Here is a 12,430-nt window from a genome sequence, read left to right as displayed (position 1 = left end):
CGCCAACGGGGTGGTCATCGCCGACGCCGTCCGGCTGCTCTACTGAGCACCCGCCGGTAACCCGCCGGGCTCGGTCCACGTCCCGAGCCCGGCCGGTCGCGCCCGCCGGGAACGGCGGGCGCGACCGGCACGGACAGGCATAGATCGGCGCCCGGTCCGCGTCCTTGCTTGGTGACACAGCGAGGAGGACGGGTGGATCCAGGATTTGAGGCGAACTTCCACGAGTTCGTCGTCGGCCGGTCAGCGGCGCTGTTCCGTACCGCGTACCTGCTGACCGGTGACCGGCACGCCGCCGAGGACCTGGTGCAGTCGGCACTGGCGAAGACGTCCGCGAAGTGGCGTGGCCTGCGTGACCCGGCGGCCATCGAGGGGTACGTCCGCCGGGTCATGTACCACGAGCAGGTGAGCTGGTGGCGGCGCCGTTCCCGCGTCGTGGAGGTGTCCACCGGGTGGCTGCCCGAGCAGATCGGCGACGGGCACGCCGAGACGGCGGACCTTCGCCTGGTCATGCGCGAGGCCCTCGCCCGGCTGACGCCCCGGCAGCGGACCATGCTCGTGCTGCGCTACTTCGAGGACCTGTCCGAGACCGAGATCGCGCGGCTGCTCGGCGTCCGGGTGGGGTCGGTCCGCAGCCAGATCTACCGGTCGCTGGAACGCCTGAGGCGGGCCGCGCCCGAACTGGGCGCCGTGAGGGAGCTGCGATGAACATCGAGGAAGTACTGCGCGAGACCCTTTCCGACATGGCCCACGAGGAGCCGCCACCCCCGGCGGGCCGGTTCCTCCAGGCGGGAGGGGGCCGGTCCCCCCGCCGTGGTCTCGCCCTGGTGGCGGCGGCGGCCGTCGCCGCGTTGGCGGTCGGATCCACGTTCGCGGTCCAGGGACTGTCCTCCCGGGCGGCGGCCCCCGGGGATGTCGCCGCCGGGCCACACCCCGGCGAGACGTCCGTGGAGACCCGGCCGATGACCCGCCTGTCCGTGAAAGAGGGACTGAGGCTCACGCATGTCCTGGAGCGGCTCTCGGCCGCGACCGGCAGGCCGGTCGCGGAGTTCGAGCGGGCCGCCAGGGACGGCGGGGCGCTCGGCCTCCCCGCCTACGCCAAGGGCGCGCTGGAGGGGTTCGCCTTCCCCGCGACCTATGAGATCTCCCACGCGTCGAGCCCCGGGGAGATCCTCGCCGCGATGGTGACACGCTTCGGCCGCGCCGCCGAGGACGCCGACCTGGTGGCCGGTGCCAGGCGTGTCGGCCGTACGCCGCTGGAGATCCTGACCATCGCCAGCATCGTCCAGGCCGAGTCGGCCGGCGGGCGCGACATGCCCAAGGTCGCACGGGTCATCCACAACCGGCTGAACCACCGGCCCGAGATGAGACTGAGCATGGACAGCACGGTCTTGTACGGCCTGGGCAAGTTCGGCACCGTGGCCTCGAACGAGGTTCTCAGGAGCCGGTCGCCGTACAACACCTACCGGCGTCTCGGCCTGCCGCCCGGTCCCATCTGCAACCCGGGCGCCGACGCCATCGAAGCCGCCCTGAGGCCGGCCGCCGGCCCGTGGCTGTTCTTCGTGACGACCAACCCGAAGAAGGGCGTCATGAAGTTCGCCGCCTCCGAATCCGAGTACCTCAAGCTGAGGGACGAGTATCACCGGAACCTCAGGACCGGGTGACGGGGATGCGGGCAGTCGTTCGAAGAAGCGACGGCGACGGCACCGATGATCGGACCTGTTCCGGGCGGGACCGCCGCCTGACGCCGGGCCCCGCTCGACCGTCGCGGTGACGAGCGTGCTGAAGAGCGCGGTGACGAGCGTGGGCACGGACGGGCAATCACCTGGCGCGCACCGTCAACATGAAGCCCGTTCGCGCGTGCCACCATTCCACGAAGCGTCCGCGAAACCAGATCACGGGCGGACAGAAGCACGAAAGGAACGGCCCGATGAATCGAACGGCAAAACTCTCCGGTGCGCTCGCGTCCCTCGGCATGGCCGCCGGACTGCTTTTCACTCCCGCCGCGGCGTCGGCGGACGCCGGAAGCACGCTGGTGGGCCCCACGACCCTCAGGTTCGCGGACGGCACCGCCCTTTCCCGGGACGTCGCGGGGCTGCTGAATTTCCTCCCCAAGCAGGCCACCTCGGTAAGTGGGGGAAGGTGGTCGGGGTACGTCCAGTACAGCGATGGTTCCAAGGTCTATTTCTGCCCCACGAAGACCGTCAACGTGAGTCTCAAGCCGTCCAAGGCGCTGTTCCTGTCGCCCCAGACGGGGTCGTGGTGCCTGTAAGAACCTCCCCGGATTCACGGCCGTCGGCGGGTTACCGCCGACGGCCGTGAACACGGATACGCCGCCCTGAATCCGCACCGGGTCCGGCGGGCCGTCCTCCGTCGCTCTCCGTCGCTTTCCGTCGCGCGAGTCACGTCTCCTGGTCACGCGGGACCGTGGGCCGCAGCACCTTCTTCGCCTTCGCCATCAGCGTGAGCGCCACCAGCACGAAGGCGAGCGCGAGCAGGGTGAAGAAGGTGAGCGACAGCTCGTCCGTCCGGCCCAGCAGCCGGGGCGACGCCGTCGCGGCGGCGAAGAACGCGAAGAACAGCAGCGACCACCCGTACGACCTCACCCGCAGGACCCCGCCCCGCCCGGAGATCACCCGCGGAACCCGGCCCGTCACCAGCACGTGAACGCCGTGCGCGGCCAGCGCGCCCCCGGCCGCCAGAAGGGCCCAGCTGAACGCGACCGACAGTGTGTGCACGCCCATCGGGATCACACCTCCCTGGCTGACGACCCGGCTGACGACGGCGAGCGGAAACGACATTTCCGATCTTCGCCCGCCTGCCCCGCGAGAGGTGCGGCAAACCATCCGCCCGTACGGCGGCGCGCGGATCCGGCGCGTCCTTTCCCGCCCCCGGCTCGGGGCGGGGGGCGGGCGGGCCCCGCTGCCGGGACCGGTCTCCGCGCCGCGAGGAAATATCCCGGCCACGCCGACCGGCGGCATTCTCGTACGGCCGGGTTCAGCGACCGGTTTCTACGGCTGGGTTCAGCGACCGGGTTCTACGGCCGGGCGGGGAAACGCGCCGGTCTAGCGTGAGTGCCCGACGCTGATCACGACGTTTCCCGTTTTCTGGCCCGTCTCGACGTACCGGTACGCCTCGACGATCTCCTCCAGCGGATATCGCCTGTCGATGACCGGCGTGAAGTCTCCGGACTCGATCAGTGCCTTGAAATACCGCGCCATCTCCGGGTCGTTCTGCTTCGGGATGGGAAACATCACCTTCCTGCCGCCGAACAGCGGGGTGACGAGAGCCAGGAACAGATTCTGCGACAGGGTGCCCAGGTCCGACGAGAGATAGATCCCGCGCGGTTTCAGCAGCCGCCTGCACCGGCCGAACGAGCTCTTGCCGACCGCGTCGATGACGATGTCGTACTTCCGCTCGTCCTTCGTGAAGTCCTCGGCCGTGTAGTCGACGACCCTGTCGGCGCCCAGTCCCCTGACCAGCTCGACGTCCTTCGTGCCGCAGACGGCGGTCACCCCGGCGCCCAGGCTCTTCAGGAGCTGGACCGCCGCCGAGCCGATGGCCCCGGTCGCCCCGTAGACGAGGACGTCCTGCCCGCTCCGGATCCTCGCGGCCCTGATGATCGTGAGGGCGTAGTGCGAACCCTCGGTGCTGGGAGCGGCCTCCTCGTAGGTCAGGCCCTCCGGCATGATCGCGAGCGCGCCGTCCTGGGGGATCGTCATGTATTCGGCATGGGCCCCGAACGAACCCTCGTTGTATCCGAAAACCCTGTCACCGGCCTTGAAGGACGTGACGGCACTACCGGCCGCCTCGACCTCTCCCGCGAACTCGTTTCCGAGAATCCTCAACTTCGGCCTGACAAGCCCGGTGAGAAGTCTCCAGATGAAGGGCTTCGCCGCCCTTAACGCGCAGTCCGTGCGATTGACCGTCGTCGCGTGGACTTTGACGAGCAGCTCGTTGTCCTTGGCCGTCGGCTTCTCCGCCTCCGCGAAACGAACCACTTCCGGCGGGCCGTATCTCGTGCGGACTGCGGCCTTCATGACTGGATTATAACGACCGTACGAGAATCCGCTCGAAATCCCGCACTCCCCCTACGGCCATTTCCGCGTGATATCCCGGAGCGAAACCTCCGCGTCGTGCCTCGTGGAGTTCCCTCACGAAGGGGCTCTCCGTTCGCCGGACAACGTTGTCAGAAGCCGGTCACACGGCCCGCTCGAAGCACTCCGTCCTCCCGGGCCCCCGACCGGGCCGGGCGAGCGGGGAAACACCACGGCCGGTGGACGCGTCCGCCGGTCATGCCCGGCGCCTCGGCGGCGCCTCAGGCGGCGGTGACCAGGGGGCTGCGGCCAGGACAACGTTGTCACCACGGCGGACGGCGGGTCGGTATGGTTCGTGGCATGACCAGCGACGTCGGCCGTGCGAGGCGGCCCACCATGGTGGACGTGGCGACCCGGGCCGGAGTGAGCCTGAAGACCGTCTCGCGGGTCGTGAACAACGCGCCGCACGTCCAGCCCGAGCTGGTCGAGCGGGTGCTCGCCGCCGTGGCCGAGCTCGGCTTCCGCCGCAACCATCTGGCCAGCTCACTGCGCTCAGGGCAGACGACCGCCACGGTCGGGCTGCTGATCGAGGAGATCGCCAACCCGTTCTACGCGGCGATCGCGGGAGCCGCCGCCGAGGTCGCCAGGCAGCACGACACGATGCTCATCATCGCCAGCTCCGAGGAGGACCCGGCCCGCGAGCGGCAGCTGCTGCGGGACATGTGCGCCCGCCGCGTCGACGGGCTGCTCGTGGTGCCTGCCGGGGACGACCACTCGTTCATGCGCGCCGAGGTCGAGCTCGGCACCCCCGTGGTCTTCCTCGACCGCCCGGCCGGGGGGCTGCTCGCCGACACGGTGCTGCTCGACAACCGCGGGGGCGCGCGGGCCGGAGTGCGCAGGCTCGTCGAGGCGGGCCACCGCCGGATCGGCATCCTGCTCGACTCGATCGGCGTCTACACGATGCGCGAGCGGCTCGACGGCGCGCAGGACGCGCTGGCCCCGGCCGGTGCGCCGTACGACACCCGGCTGGTCCGCGAGGGCGTCCGCGATCCGGCGGCGGCGGCCCGGGTGGTCTCCGAGCTGCTCGACCGGCCGGATCCGCCGACCGCCTTCTTCAGCCTGAACAACCGGATCACCCTGGGCGTCGTCGAGGAGCTGCACCGGCGCGGCAGCGACGCCGCGCTGCTCGGGTTCGACGACTTCGACATGTCCAGCCTGGTGCCGTATCCGCTGACGGTGATCGCCTACGACACCCACGAACTGGCCAGGACCGCCACCGAGCTGCTGTTCCGGCGGATCGGGGGAGACCGGTCGTGGCCGCGCACCGTGGTGCTTCCCACCAAGCTGGTCGAACGGGGCATCCCACCGCGCCGGGCCGGATGACCGCGGGAGACGGCCGTCCCGGCGCGGCGCGCACGCCGGAGGGTCGTGTGCACCAAAACTCCCCGTGCGTCACGATACGTTACAAAATGGCCACATTGGGAGGGCCCCAATTGACATGCCCGTAACGCGGGAGGAGTCTCTACCCGCTGCTGCCTGACAACGATGTCATGGCCGATCGGAGGGAATCGGAATCGTTATGATCATTGACTTCTGCCTCCCGCGGCCTCGTGCCTAGCCGGAAACGCCGTCGTGCCTAGCCGGAGAACAGGCACCGGTACGCCCACCGGCGGGCGCCGCGACGGCCGCCACCGGCGGACTTCCCCACCGGCCCCCGCGACGAGGCGGCCGGGTTCACCCCCTGGCGACGGTCGGCCGCGACGGGTGACCGCGCACGACCGGGGCGGCGTTACCCGCCGCGTCCAACAGGCGAATCACCCGAAAAATGAATTAATTTGGACTTTGTGGAAAGTCCCTGTCTTCCAGCCGTGGCTCCGGCCTCGGCGGAGCCGATGAATCAATGAACCGATGACGAACCTCCCGGAGGAAAGCATGTCGGTGGTGACCTGGCGCGGTCCCCTGCAACCGGACGCGTGCGGATCCCTCTGCCGGCCCGGGGACGGCGACACCGCCGCCCCCCGTCCGTACCCGGCACGGGTCCGGATCGGGGTGAGCCGGTCATGAGCGACGCGTCCGTCCTGCTGGAGATGCGTTCGATCACCAAGGAGTTCCCCGGGGTCAAGGCGCTCTCCGACGTCAACCTGGTGGTGCGGGCCGGCGAGATCCACGCGATCGCCGGGGAGAACGGCGCCGGCAAGTCCACCCTGATGAAGGTGCTCAGCGGGGTCCATCCGTACGGCACCTACTCCGGCGAGATCCTCTACCGGGGCGTGGAGAGCCGCTTCTCCGACATCCGGGCCAGCGAGCACTCCGGCATCGTGATCATCCACCAGGAGCTCGCCCTGGTGCCCGGCATGTCCATCACCGAGAACATCTTCCTCGGCAACGAGCCGGGCCGAGGCGGCGTGATCAACTGGAAGGTCGCCAACCGCCAGGCACTGGAGCTGATGGCCCGGGTCGGCCTGGACGAGGACCCGGACACGCTGATCAAGGACATCGGCGTGGGCAAGCAGCAGCTCGTGGAGATCGCGAAGGCGTTCGCCAAGGACGTGAAGCTCCTCATCCTCGACGAGCCCACCGCCGCCCTGAACGAGGCCGACTCCCAGCACCTGCTGGACCTCCTGCGCGACTTCAGGCAGCGGGGCATCACCTCGATCATCATCTCCCACAAGCTCAACGAGATCGCGCAGATCGCCGACGCCATCACCATCCTGCGGGACGGCCGGACGATCGAGACCCTCGACGTCAAGGCGGACGGCGTCGACGAGGACCGCATCGTCCGGGGCATGGTCGGCAGGGAGTTGCACAGCCGCTTCCCTGACCACACCCCCGAGATCGGCGAGGTCTTCTTCGAGGTGCGCGACTGGACGGTCCGGCACCCGATCTCCGCCGAGCGCCTGGTGGTCAAGAACTCCAGCTTCACCGTACGCCGCGGCGAGATCGTCGGGTTCGCCGGGCTGATGGGCGCCGGGCGCACCGAGCTGGCGATGAGCATCTTCGGCCGGTCGTACGGCACCTACGTCTCCGGGAAGATCTTCAAGGACGGCCGGGAGATCGTGCTGAGGTCGGTGTCGGACGCCATCGCGCACGGCCTGGCGTACGTCAGCGAGGACCGCAAGTCGATCGGCCTGAACCTGCTCGACGACATCAAGACCTCGATGGTGTCGGCCAAGCTGTCCAAGGTCTCCACTCGCGGCGTAGTCGACCCGGTGCGGGAGCACCGGGCGGCCGAGAGCTACCGGACGAGCCTGCGCGTCAAGGCCCCCACCGTCGACGAGGGGGTCACCAAGCTCTCCGGCGGCAACCAGCAGAAGGTGGTGCTGGCGAAGTGGATGTTCACCGATCCCGACCTGCTGATCCTCGACGAGCCGACCCGGGGCATCGACGTGGGCGCCAAGTACGAGATCTACGGGATCATCCAGCGGCTCGCCGACCAGGGCAAGGGGGTCATCGTCATCTCCTCGGAGCTGCCCGAGCTGATCGGCCTGTGCGACCGGATCTACACGGTGTTCGAGGGGAGCATCACCGGCGACATCGACCGGCGAGACGCCGACCCTGAACTACTGATGAAGCAGATGACCTCAGCGAAGAAGGCCCGTCGATCATGAGCCGTGTGAAAGAACTCCAGAAGTCCCTGTTCGGGGGGACGACCTCCAACGCCCGGCAGTTCGGGATGATCTTCACGCTGGTGGCGATCGTCCTGCTGTTCCAGGTCCTGACCGACGGCCTGACGCTGAACTCCGGCAACCTCATCTCGCTGGTGAGCCAGTACTCCTACATCCTGATCCTGGCCATCGGGATGCTGATGGTCATCGTGGCCGGGCACATCGACCTCTCCGTGGGCTCGATCGCCGCGTTCGTCGGCATCGTGGTCGCGAAGGTCATGCAGGACTACTCGGTGCCGTGGTTCCCGGCCATCCTGATCGGCCTGGGGGTCGGCGTCCTCATCGGCACCTGGCAGGGGTTCTGGGTGGCCTACGTCGGGGTGCCGGCCTTCATCGTCACCCTGGCCAGCATGATGCTGTTCCGCGGCGGCAACCAGTACATCGGCAACGCCGACACCATCCCGGTGCCCGAGGGGTTCAGGGTCATCGGTGCCGGCTTCCTGCCGGAGGTCGGCCCGGACACCGGCTACAACAACCTCACGCTCCTGCTCGGCCTGCTGATCTGCGTGGCGGTGGTGGTCCGGGAGTGGAAGGCCCGCCGGACCCGGCGGGAGATGGAGGCCGACGTCGCCCCGATGTGGATCTCGGCGATCCGGGTCGCCGTCCCGGTCGTCGTGGTGGTGTTCGCCTCCCTGCAGTTCGCGGGCGGGCGGATCGGGACCAGCTTCCCGATCTCCGGGATCATCCTCGGCGTCCTGGTCGTCATCTACGGGTTCGTCACCCGCAACACGGCGGGCGGCCGGCACATCTACGCGGTCGGCGGCAACGCCCGTGCCGCCGAGCTGTCCGGCGTCAAGCTCAGGCGGGTCAACTTCCTGGTGATGATGAACATGTCGGTCCTGGCGGCCCTGGCCGGCATGATCTTCGTGGCCCGTTCGGCCGCCTCCGGGCCGCAGGACGGCATCGGCTGGGAGCTGGACGCGATCGCCGCCGTCTTCATCGGGGGCGCGGCGGTCTCCGGCGGCCTGGGCACGATCAGCGGGTCCATCGTCGGCGGCCTCGTCATGGCCGTGCTCAACAACGGCCTGCAGCTGATGGGCGTGGGATCCGACCGGGTGCAGATCATCAAGGGCCTGGTCCTGCTGCTGGCCGTCGCGCTCGACGTCTACAACAAGAAGCAGGGTCGCTTCTCGATCATCGGATCGCTGACGCGCCCGTTCCGCAGGGAGACACCGGCCGGATCGGCGTCCGGCGCGACAACGGACCAGGAACGCGGCAAGAGTCCGGTGGCCGGCTGACGGTCACCCCCGACGGGGTGGAAGACCTCCGCCCCGTCCACTTCCAAGAAGGGCACCTCTGAAAATGCGCAATATCCTCGTCAAGGGCGTGGCGGCCGGGGCCATCGCGCTTCTGTCGCTCACCGCCTGCGCCTCCGAGCGCTCGCAGACCCCCGCCGGCGGTACGGGCGCCTCCCCCGGTTCCACCGAGGCCGCGAAGGGCTTCGCGGCCGACGCGCTGATCGGCGTCGCGCTGCCGTCGAAGACCTCGGAGAACTGGGTCCTGGCCGGTGACCTCTTCACCAACGGCCTGAAGGAGGCCGGGTTCACGTCGGACGTGCAGTACGCCGGCTCCTCCACCACCGTCGCCGACCAGCAGGCGCAGATCTCGGCCATGGTCACCAAGGGCGCCAAGGTCATCGTCATCGGCGCGACCGACGCCGCGCAGCTGAGCACCCAGGTGGAGGCCGCCAAGGCGGCCGGTGCGACGGTCATCGCCTACGACCGGCTCATCAAGAACACCGACGCCGTCGACTACTACGTCGCGTACGACAACTTCAAGGTCGGCGAGCTCCAGGGCAAGGCCCTGCTCGACGGCATGAAGGCGAAGAAGGACAAGGGCCCGTACACCATCGAGCTGTTCTCCGGTTCCTCGGACGACAACAACTCGGCGGTCTTCTTCGACGGCGCGCTGAGCGTGCTGAAGCCGCAGATCGACTCCGGTGACGTGGTGGTCGGCTCCGGCCAGACCGACATCAAGCAGACCGCCACCGACGGCTGGAAGGCCGAGAACGCCCAGCGGCGGATGGACTCGCTGCTGACCTCCACCTACAGCAGCAAGACCCTGGACGGGGTGCTCTCCCCCAACGACACGCTGGCCCGCGCCATCATCACCTCGGTCAAGGGTGCCGGCAAGGACCTGCCCGTGGTGACCGGCCAGGACTCCGAGGCGGAGTCGGTCAAGTCGATCGTGGCCGGCGAGCAGTACTCGACGATCAACAAGGACACCCGCAACCTGGTCAAGCAGACCATCCAGATGGCCAAGGACCTGCAGACCGGCAAGCAGCCCGAGGTCAACGACACCAAGTCTTACAACAACGGGGTGAAGGTCGTCCCGTCGTACCTGCTTGAGCCGCTGATCGTGACCAAGGAGAACGTCGTGGAGGCGTACGCCAACGACCCCAAGCTGGCCCCGCTCACCAAGTAGCGGCGGCCCTGCCGCGTTCGTGGGTCCCCGGAAGCTTCACGGCCGGGGGCCCACTTCCGTGTCGGCCGGGCGTACCCGTAGCCGGGTGCCCCCGCCGTCAGTCACCGGCCCCGTCAGCCGTCGGCCCCGTCGGCCGGAGGGGTCCAGTGAGGGTCCCGGCCGCTGAGCGCCAGTGCCCGGTCGAGTGCCGACGCCTCGTCCGCGACGGGCAGGGGCGAGGCGAACAGCCCCCGCTGGCGGCCCTGCGATCCCATGTCGGAGACGAAGTGACGGGTCAGCTCGGCGGCCTCGTCGTCGCAGTGGTAGTCCTGTCCCGTCGCCCGCGCCAGGTCCCACCCGTGGAGGACCAGGTCACCGGTGAGCATGGTGGCCACCAGCGGGGACGGCAGCCCGGTCCCGCCGAAGTCGACCGTGCCCTCCCACGCCGCCGGGTCGTCCCAGGCCGCGACGGCGGCGCGGGCCTCGTCGTCGAAGCGCCCGGCCCATTCGCCGGACATCAGGTCCCGTCCCCACAGCTCGCCCGGCACCGCCCGCTCGCGCCCGGCGAGGTTGAGCGCGTGGATCACCTGAAGCAGGTGGTTGGCCAGGGTTCGCACGTCCCAGTCGTGGCATGGGGTCGGCGCGCCGAGCCGGTCGGGCCTCACGCCCCGCACCACGTCGGCCGTCCGGGGGACCACCTGTCCCATCGGTGAATGAAGTCGCATAGGCGCAGGTTAGGCCAGGGGTACGGCCCGGTCTTGAACAAACGCGACACCGCGTCCGCGCCCCCGCCGGGCGAACACCCTTGCGGACCGCGCGACCACGGGATTTTTTCGTACGGTGGAATCATGTTCTTCGAACCCCCATCGGCACAGGAAGAATCGACTCACCCGCCCAGGCCCGGGCTGCCGTCCTGGTACGCCCCACCGGCGGAGGAGATGGGCGCGGTGGTGTCCAGCGGCCTGGTGCTGGCCCGCACCCCGAACGTCGCCATCGTCCTGCCGACGGTCCAGGCGTTCAGCACCGGCTGCCTGATGAACGTGGACATCGTCATGAGGCGGCACACCATGTCCCCCGAGGACTTCCAGGCCCTCCAGCTGTCCGTGTACCCCCACATGTTCACCGGTGCGGGCGCCGGCCGGTTACCGGACAACCTGCTGCGCTTCGGCGTCCGCTTCGCCGACGGCGCCAAGGCCACCACCGTCGGCCAGCGTTTCGACCCGGCACGGCTCCCGCAGGATCCGCCGTCGGCCCCGCGGCTCTCCTGGCTGCTCGGCGGCATGTCCCAGCGCAGCGGTGACGACGACGCGGGTGTCGTCAACGTGGGCCTGTGGCTCTGGCCGCCACCGCCCCGGGAAACCTTCGAACTCGGCGTGGAGTGGCCCGCCGGTGGGATCGAGCTGAGCATCTCCGTCCTGGACGGCGCGGCCATCGCGTCCGCCGCCGGGCGAGCGGCCCCGTACTGGCCGGATCCCCCGGGCCCCTGACCGGCACGGCCGGACGGCGCCCGGTCCCGCTCCACGCCTACACGACCGGCACCTTTCCCGGTACGCGCGCGGAGACGAACGTGACGGTGCGGCGGAGCCGGAATCCGAGCGACTCGTACAGGCGGATGGCGTCGGTGTTGTCGGCGATCGCGTGCAGGAAGAGCTTCTCCCCCCGGTCCCGGATGCCCTCGGCGACGGCGAGCACCAGCCGGGTCGCGAGCCCCTGGCCCCGGAACGCCTCGTCGGTGCAGACCGCGCTGATCTCCCGCCAGCCCGGCGGGTGCAGCCGCTCTCCGGCCATCGCGACCAGCGCGCCGCCGCGCCGGATGCCCAGGTAGGTGCCGAGCTCGACCGTACGGGGCAGGAACGGCCCCGGCCTGGTGCGCGCGGCGAGGTCCAGCATCTCCGGCACGTCTCCGGCGCCCAGCCGGACGGCCTCGCCATCCGGCCGGGCGGCCACGCCGTCGTCGACGAGCTGGACCCCCTCCCCGACGACCTGCGTCTCCCACCCGTCCGGCGGCGGGACGCGCACGCCGGTGAGCGGGACCAGGGCGCCGGGACCGGCCATCGCCGCCAGCGCGTCCCAGTCGGCGGCCTCCGGCTCCTCGGGCAGGGCGATGAACGGGGAGACGTCGGCCGGGTAGCGCAGCACGTTGCCGCGCCGTTCGGCCAGGTACGCGTGCGGCCCGGTCAGGGACGACCGGACGGGGTCGTCCAGCGGGTGGGGTTCGCTCGCCTCCACCTCGGGCCCGCCGTGCCGGGTGTACGTGTACGCCTTCGGCATGCCGCTCCTCTCTGCATCTCTTCTATTCCTCCATGAATAGTAGAGATGAGGATCTTG

General features: G+C 69.7%; 12 protein-coding genes. 8 read left to right on the top strand and 4 right to left on the bottom strand.

Translation table 11 applies throughout. The features are described 5' to 3' along the window. The first annotated feature begins 192 nt into the window (after positions 1–192). From ACW9TB_RS32990 to ACW9TB_RS32980, 3 genes are all read left to right on the top strand, one after another. Positions 193–705: a SigE family RNA polymerase sigma factor gene (locus tag ACW9TB_RS32990; RefSeq protein WP_472752018.1), complete on the top strand. Its 513-nt coding sequence runs from the start codon at positions 193–195 to the stop codon at positions 703–705. Next, positions 702–1,661, top strand: a complete 960-nt coding sequence (gene mltG / locus ACW9TB_RS32985) for an endolytic transglycosylase MltG (RefSeq protein ID WP_472752017.1) — start codon at positions 702–704, stop codon at positions 1,659–1,661. Before ACW9TB_RS32990 ends, mltG begins: the two co-directional genes overlap by 4 nt. A gap of 266 nt (positions 1,662–1,927) precedes the next feature. Continuing rightward, positions 1,928–2,269: a hypothetical protein gene (locus ACW9TB_RS32980; RefSeq protein ID WP_472752016.1), complete on the top strand. Its 342-nt coding sequence runs from the start codon at positions 1,928–1,930 to the stop codon at positions 2,267–2,269. Between the two features lie 130 nt (positions 2,270–2,399). Here ACW9TB_RS32980 and ACW9TB_RS32975 read toward each other — a convergent pair whose 3' ends face one another. Then, positions 2,400–2,798, bottom strand: a complete 399-nt coding sequence (locus ACW9TB_RS32975) for a hypothetical protein (RefSeq protein ID WP_472752015.1) — start codon at positions 2,796–2,798, stop codon at positions 2,400–2,402. 264 nt (positions 2,799–3,062) lie between these two features. Further along, complete coding sequence (locus ACW9TB_RS32970) at positions 3,063–4,037, bottom strand: NAD(P)-dependent alcohol dehydrogenase (RefSeq protein WP_472752014.1); 975 nt, start codon at positions 4,035–4,037, stop codon at positions 3,063–3,065. Positions 4,038–4,394: 357 nt separating this feature from the next. Between ACW9TB_RS32970 and ACW9TB_RS32965 the strand changes: the two genes are divergently transcribed. The 4 genes from ACW9TB_RS32965 to ACW9TB_RS32950 all read left to right on the top strand — a co-directional run bounded on the left by ACW9TB_RS32965 (position 4,395) and on the right by ACW9TB_RS32950 (position 10,123). Next, a complete protein-coding gene (locus tag ACW9TB_RS32965; protein WP_472752013.1) occupies positions 4,395–5,417 on the top strand; it encodes a LacI family DNA-binding transcriptional regulator in 1,023 nt (340 codons plus the stop codon). A 677-nt stretch (positions 5,418–6,094) separates the two neighbouring features. Beyond that, a complete protein-coding gene (mmsA, locus tag ACW9TB_RS32960; protein ID WP_472752012.1) occupies positions 6,095–7,642 on the top strand; it encodes a multiple monosaccharide ABC transporter ATP-binding protein in 1,548 nt (515 codons plus the stop codon). A gap of 5 nt (positions 7,643–7,647) precedes the next feature. After that, a complete protein-coding gene (gene mmsB / locus ACW9TB_RS32955) occupies positions 7,648–8,937 on the top strand; it encodes a multiple monosaccharide ABC transporter permease (RefSeq protein WP_472752011.1) in 1,290 nt (429 codons plus the stop codon). Between the two features lie 64 nt (positions 8,938–9,001). Then, the gene (locus ACW9TB_RS32950; RefSeq protein WP_472752010.1) at positions 9,002–10,123 is read left to right on the top strand and encodes a substrate-binding domain-containing protein; all 1,122 of its coding nucleotides are present in this window, start codon (positions 9,002–9,004) and stop codon (positions 10,121–10,123) included. Between the two features lie 113 nt (positions 10,124–10,236). Here the strand turns inward: ACW9TB_RS32950 and ACW9TB_RS32945 are convergent, their stop codons facing one another. Then, entirely contained in the window at positions 10,237–10,827 is a 591-nt protein-coding gene (locus tag ACW9TB_RS32945; protein ID WP_472752009.1) for a TIGR03086 family metal-binding protein, read from the bottom strand. A gap of 123 nt (positions 10,828–10,950) precedes the next feature. On the opposite strand from ACW9TB_RS32945, the gene ACW9TB_RS32940 reads away from it, so the two are divergent. Next, complete coding sequence (locus ACW9TB_RS32940) at positions 10,951–11,589, top strand: hypothetical protein (protein WP_472752008.1); 639 nt, start codon at positions 10,951–10,953, stop codon at positions 11,587–11,589. Between the two features lie 37 nt (positions 11,590–11,626). Here the strand turns inward: ACW9TB_RS32940 and ACW9TB_RS32935 are convergent, their stop codons facing one another. Further along, positions 11,627–12,373: a GNAT family N-acetyltransferase gene (locus ACW9TB_RS32935; protein ID WP_472752007.1), complete on the bottom strand. Its 747-nt coding sequence runs from the start codon at positions 12,371–12,373 to the stop codon at positions 11,627–11,629. Between the last annotated feature and the right edge of the window lie 57 nt (positions 12,374–12,430).

The organism is Streptosporangium sp. H13245 (assembly GCF_055690525.1).
Note: the sequence above shows the minus strand (reverse complement) of the source record. Positions and strands in the feature narration are given on the sequence as shown.

Bases quoted from the DNA above. Each gene is read 5' to 3' on its own strand.
- ACW9TB_RS32935 (WP_472752007.1), bottom strand. From the start codon at position 12,373: ATGCCGAAGGCGTACACGTACACCCGGCACGGCGGGCCCGAGGTGGAG.
- mmsA (WP_472752012.1), top strand. From the start codon at position 6,095: ATGAGCGACGCGTCCGTCCTGCTGGAGATGCGTTCGATCACCAAGGAG.
- mltG (WP_472752017.1), top strand. From the start codon at position 702: ATGAACATCGAGGAAGTACTGCGCGAGACCCTTTCCGACATGGCCCAC.
- ACW9TB_RS32970 (WP_472752014.1), bottom strand. From the start codon at position 4,037: ATGAAGGCCGCAGTCCGCACGAGATACGGCCCGCCGGAAGTGGTTCGT.
- ACW9TB_RS32940 (WP_472752008.1), top strand. From the start codon at position 10,951: ATGTTCTTCGAACCCCCATCGGCACAGGAAGAATCGACTCACCCGCCC.
- ACW9TB_RS32980 (WP_472752016.1), top strand. From the start codon at position 1,928: ATGAATCGAACGGCAAAACTCTCCGGTGCGCTCGCGTCCCTCGGCATG.
- ACW9TB_RS32950 (WP_472752010.1), top strand. From the start codon at position 9,002: ATGCGCAATATCCTCGTCAAGGGCGTGGCGGCCGGGGCCATCGCGCTT.
- ACW9TB_RS32945 (WP_472752009.1), bottom strand. From the start codon at position 10,827: ATGCGACTTCATTCACCGATGGGACAGGTGGTCCCCCGGACGGCCGAC.
- ACW9TB_RS32965 (WP_472752013.1), top strand. From the start codon at position 4,395: ATGACCAGCGACGTCGGCCGTGCGAGGCGGCCCACCATGGTGGACGTG.
- ACW9TB_RS32975 (WP_472752015.1), bottom strand. From the start codon at position 2,798: ATGTCGTTTCCGCTCGCCGTCGTCAGCCGGGTCGTCAGCCAGGGAGGT.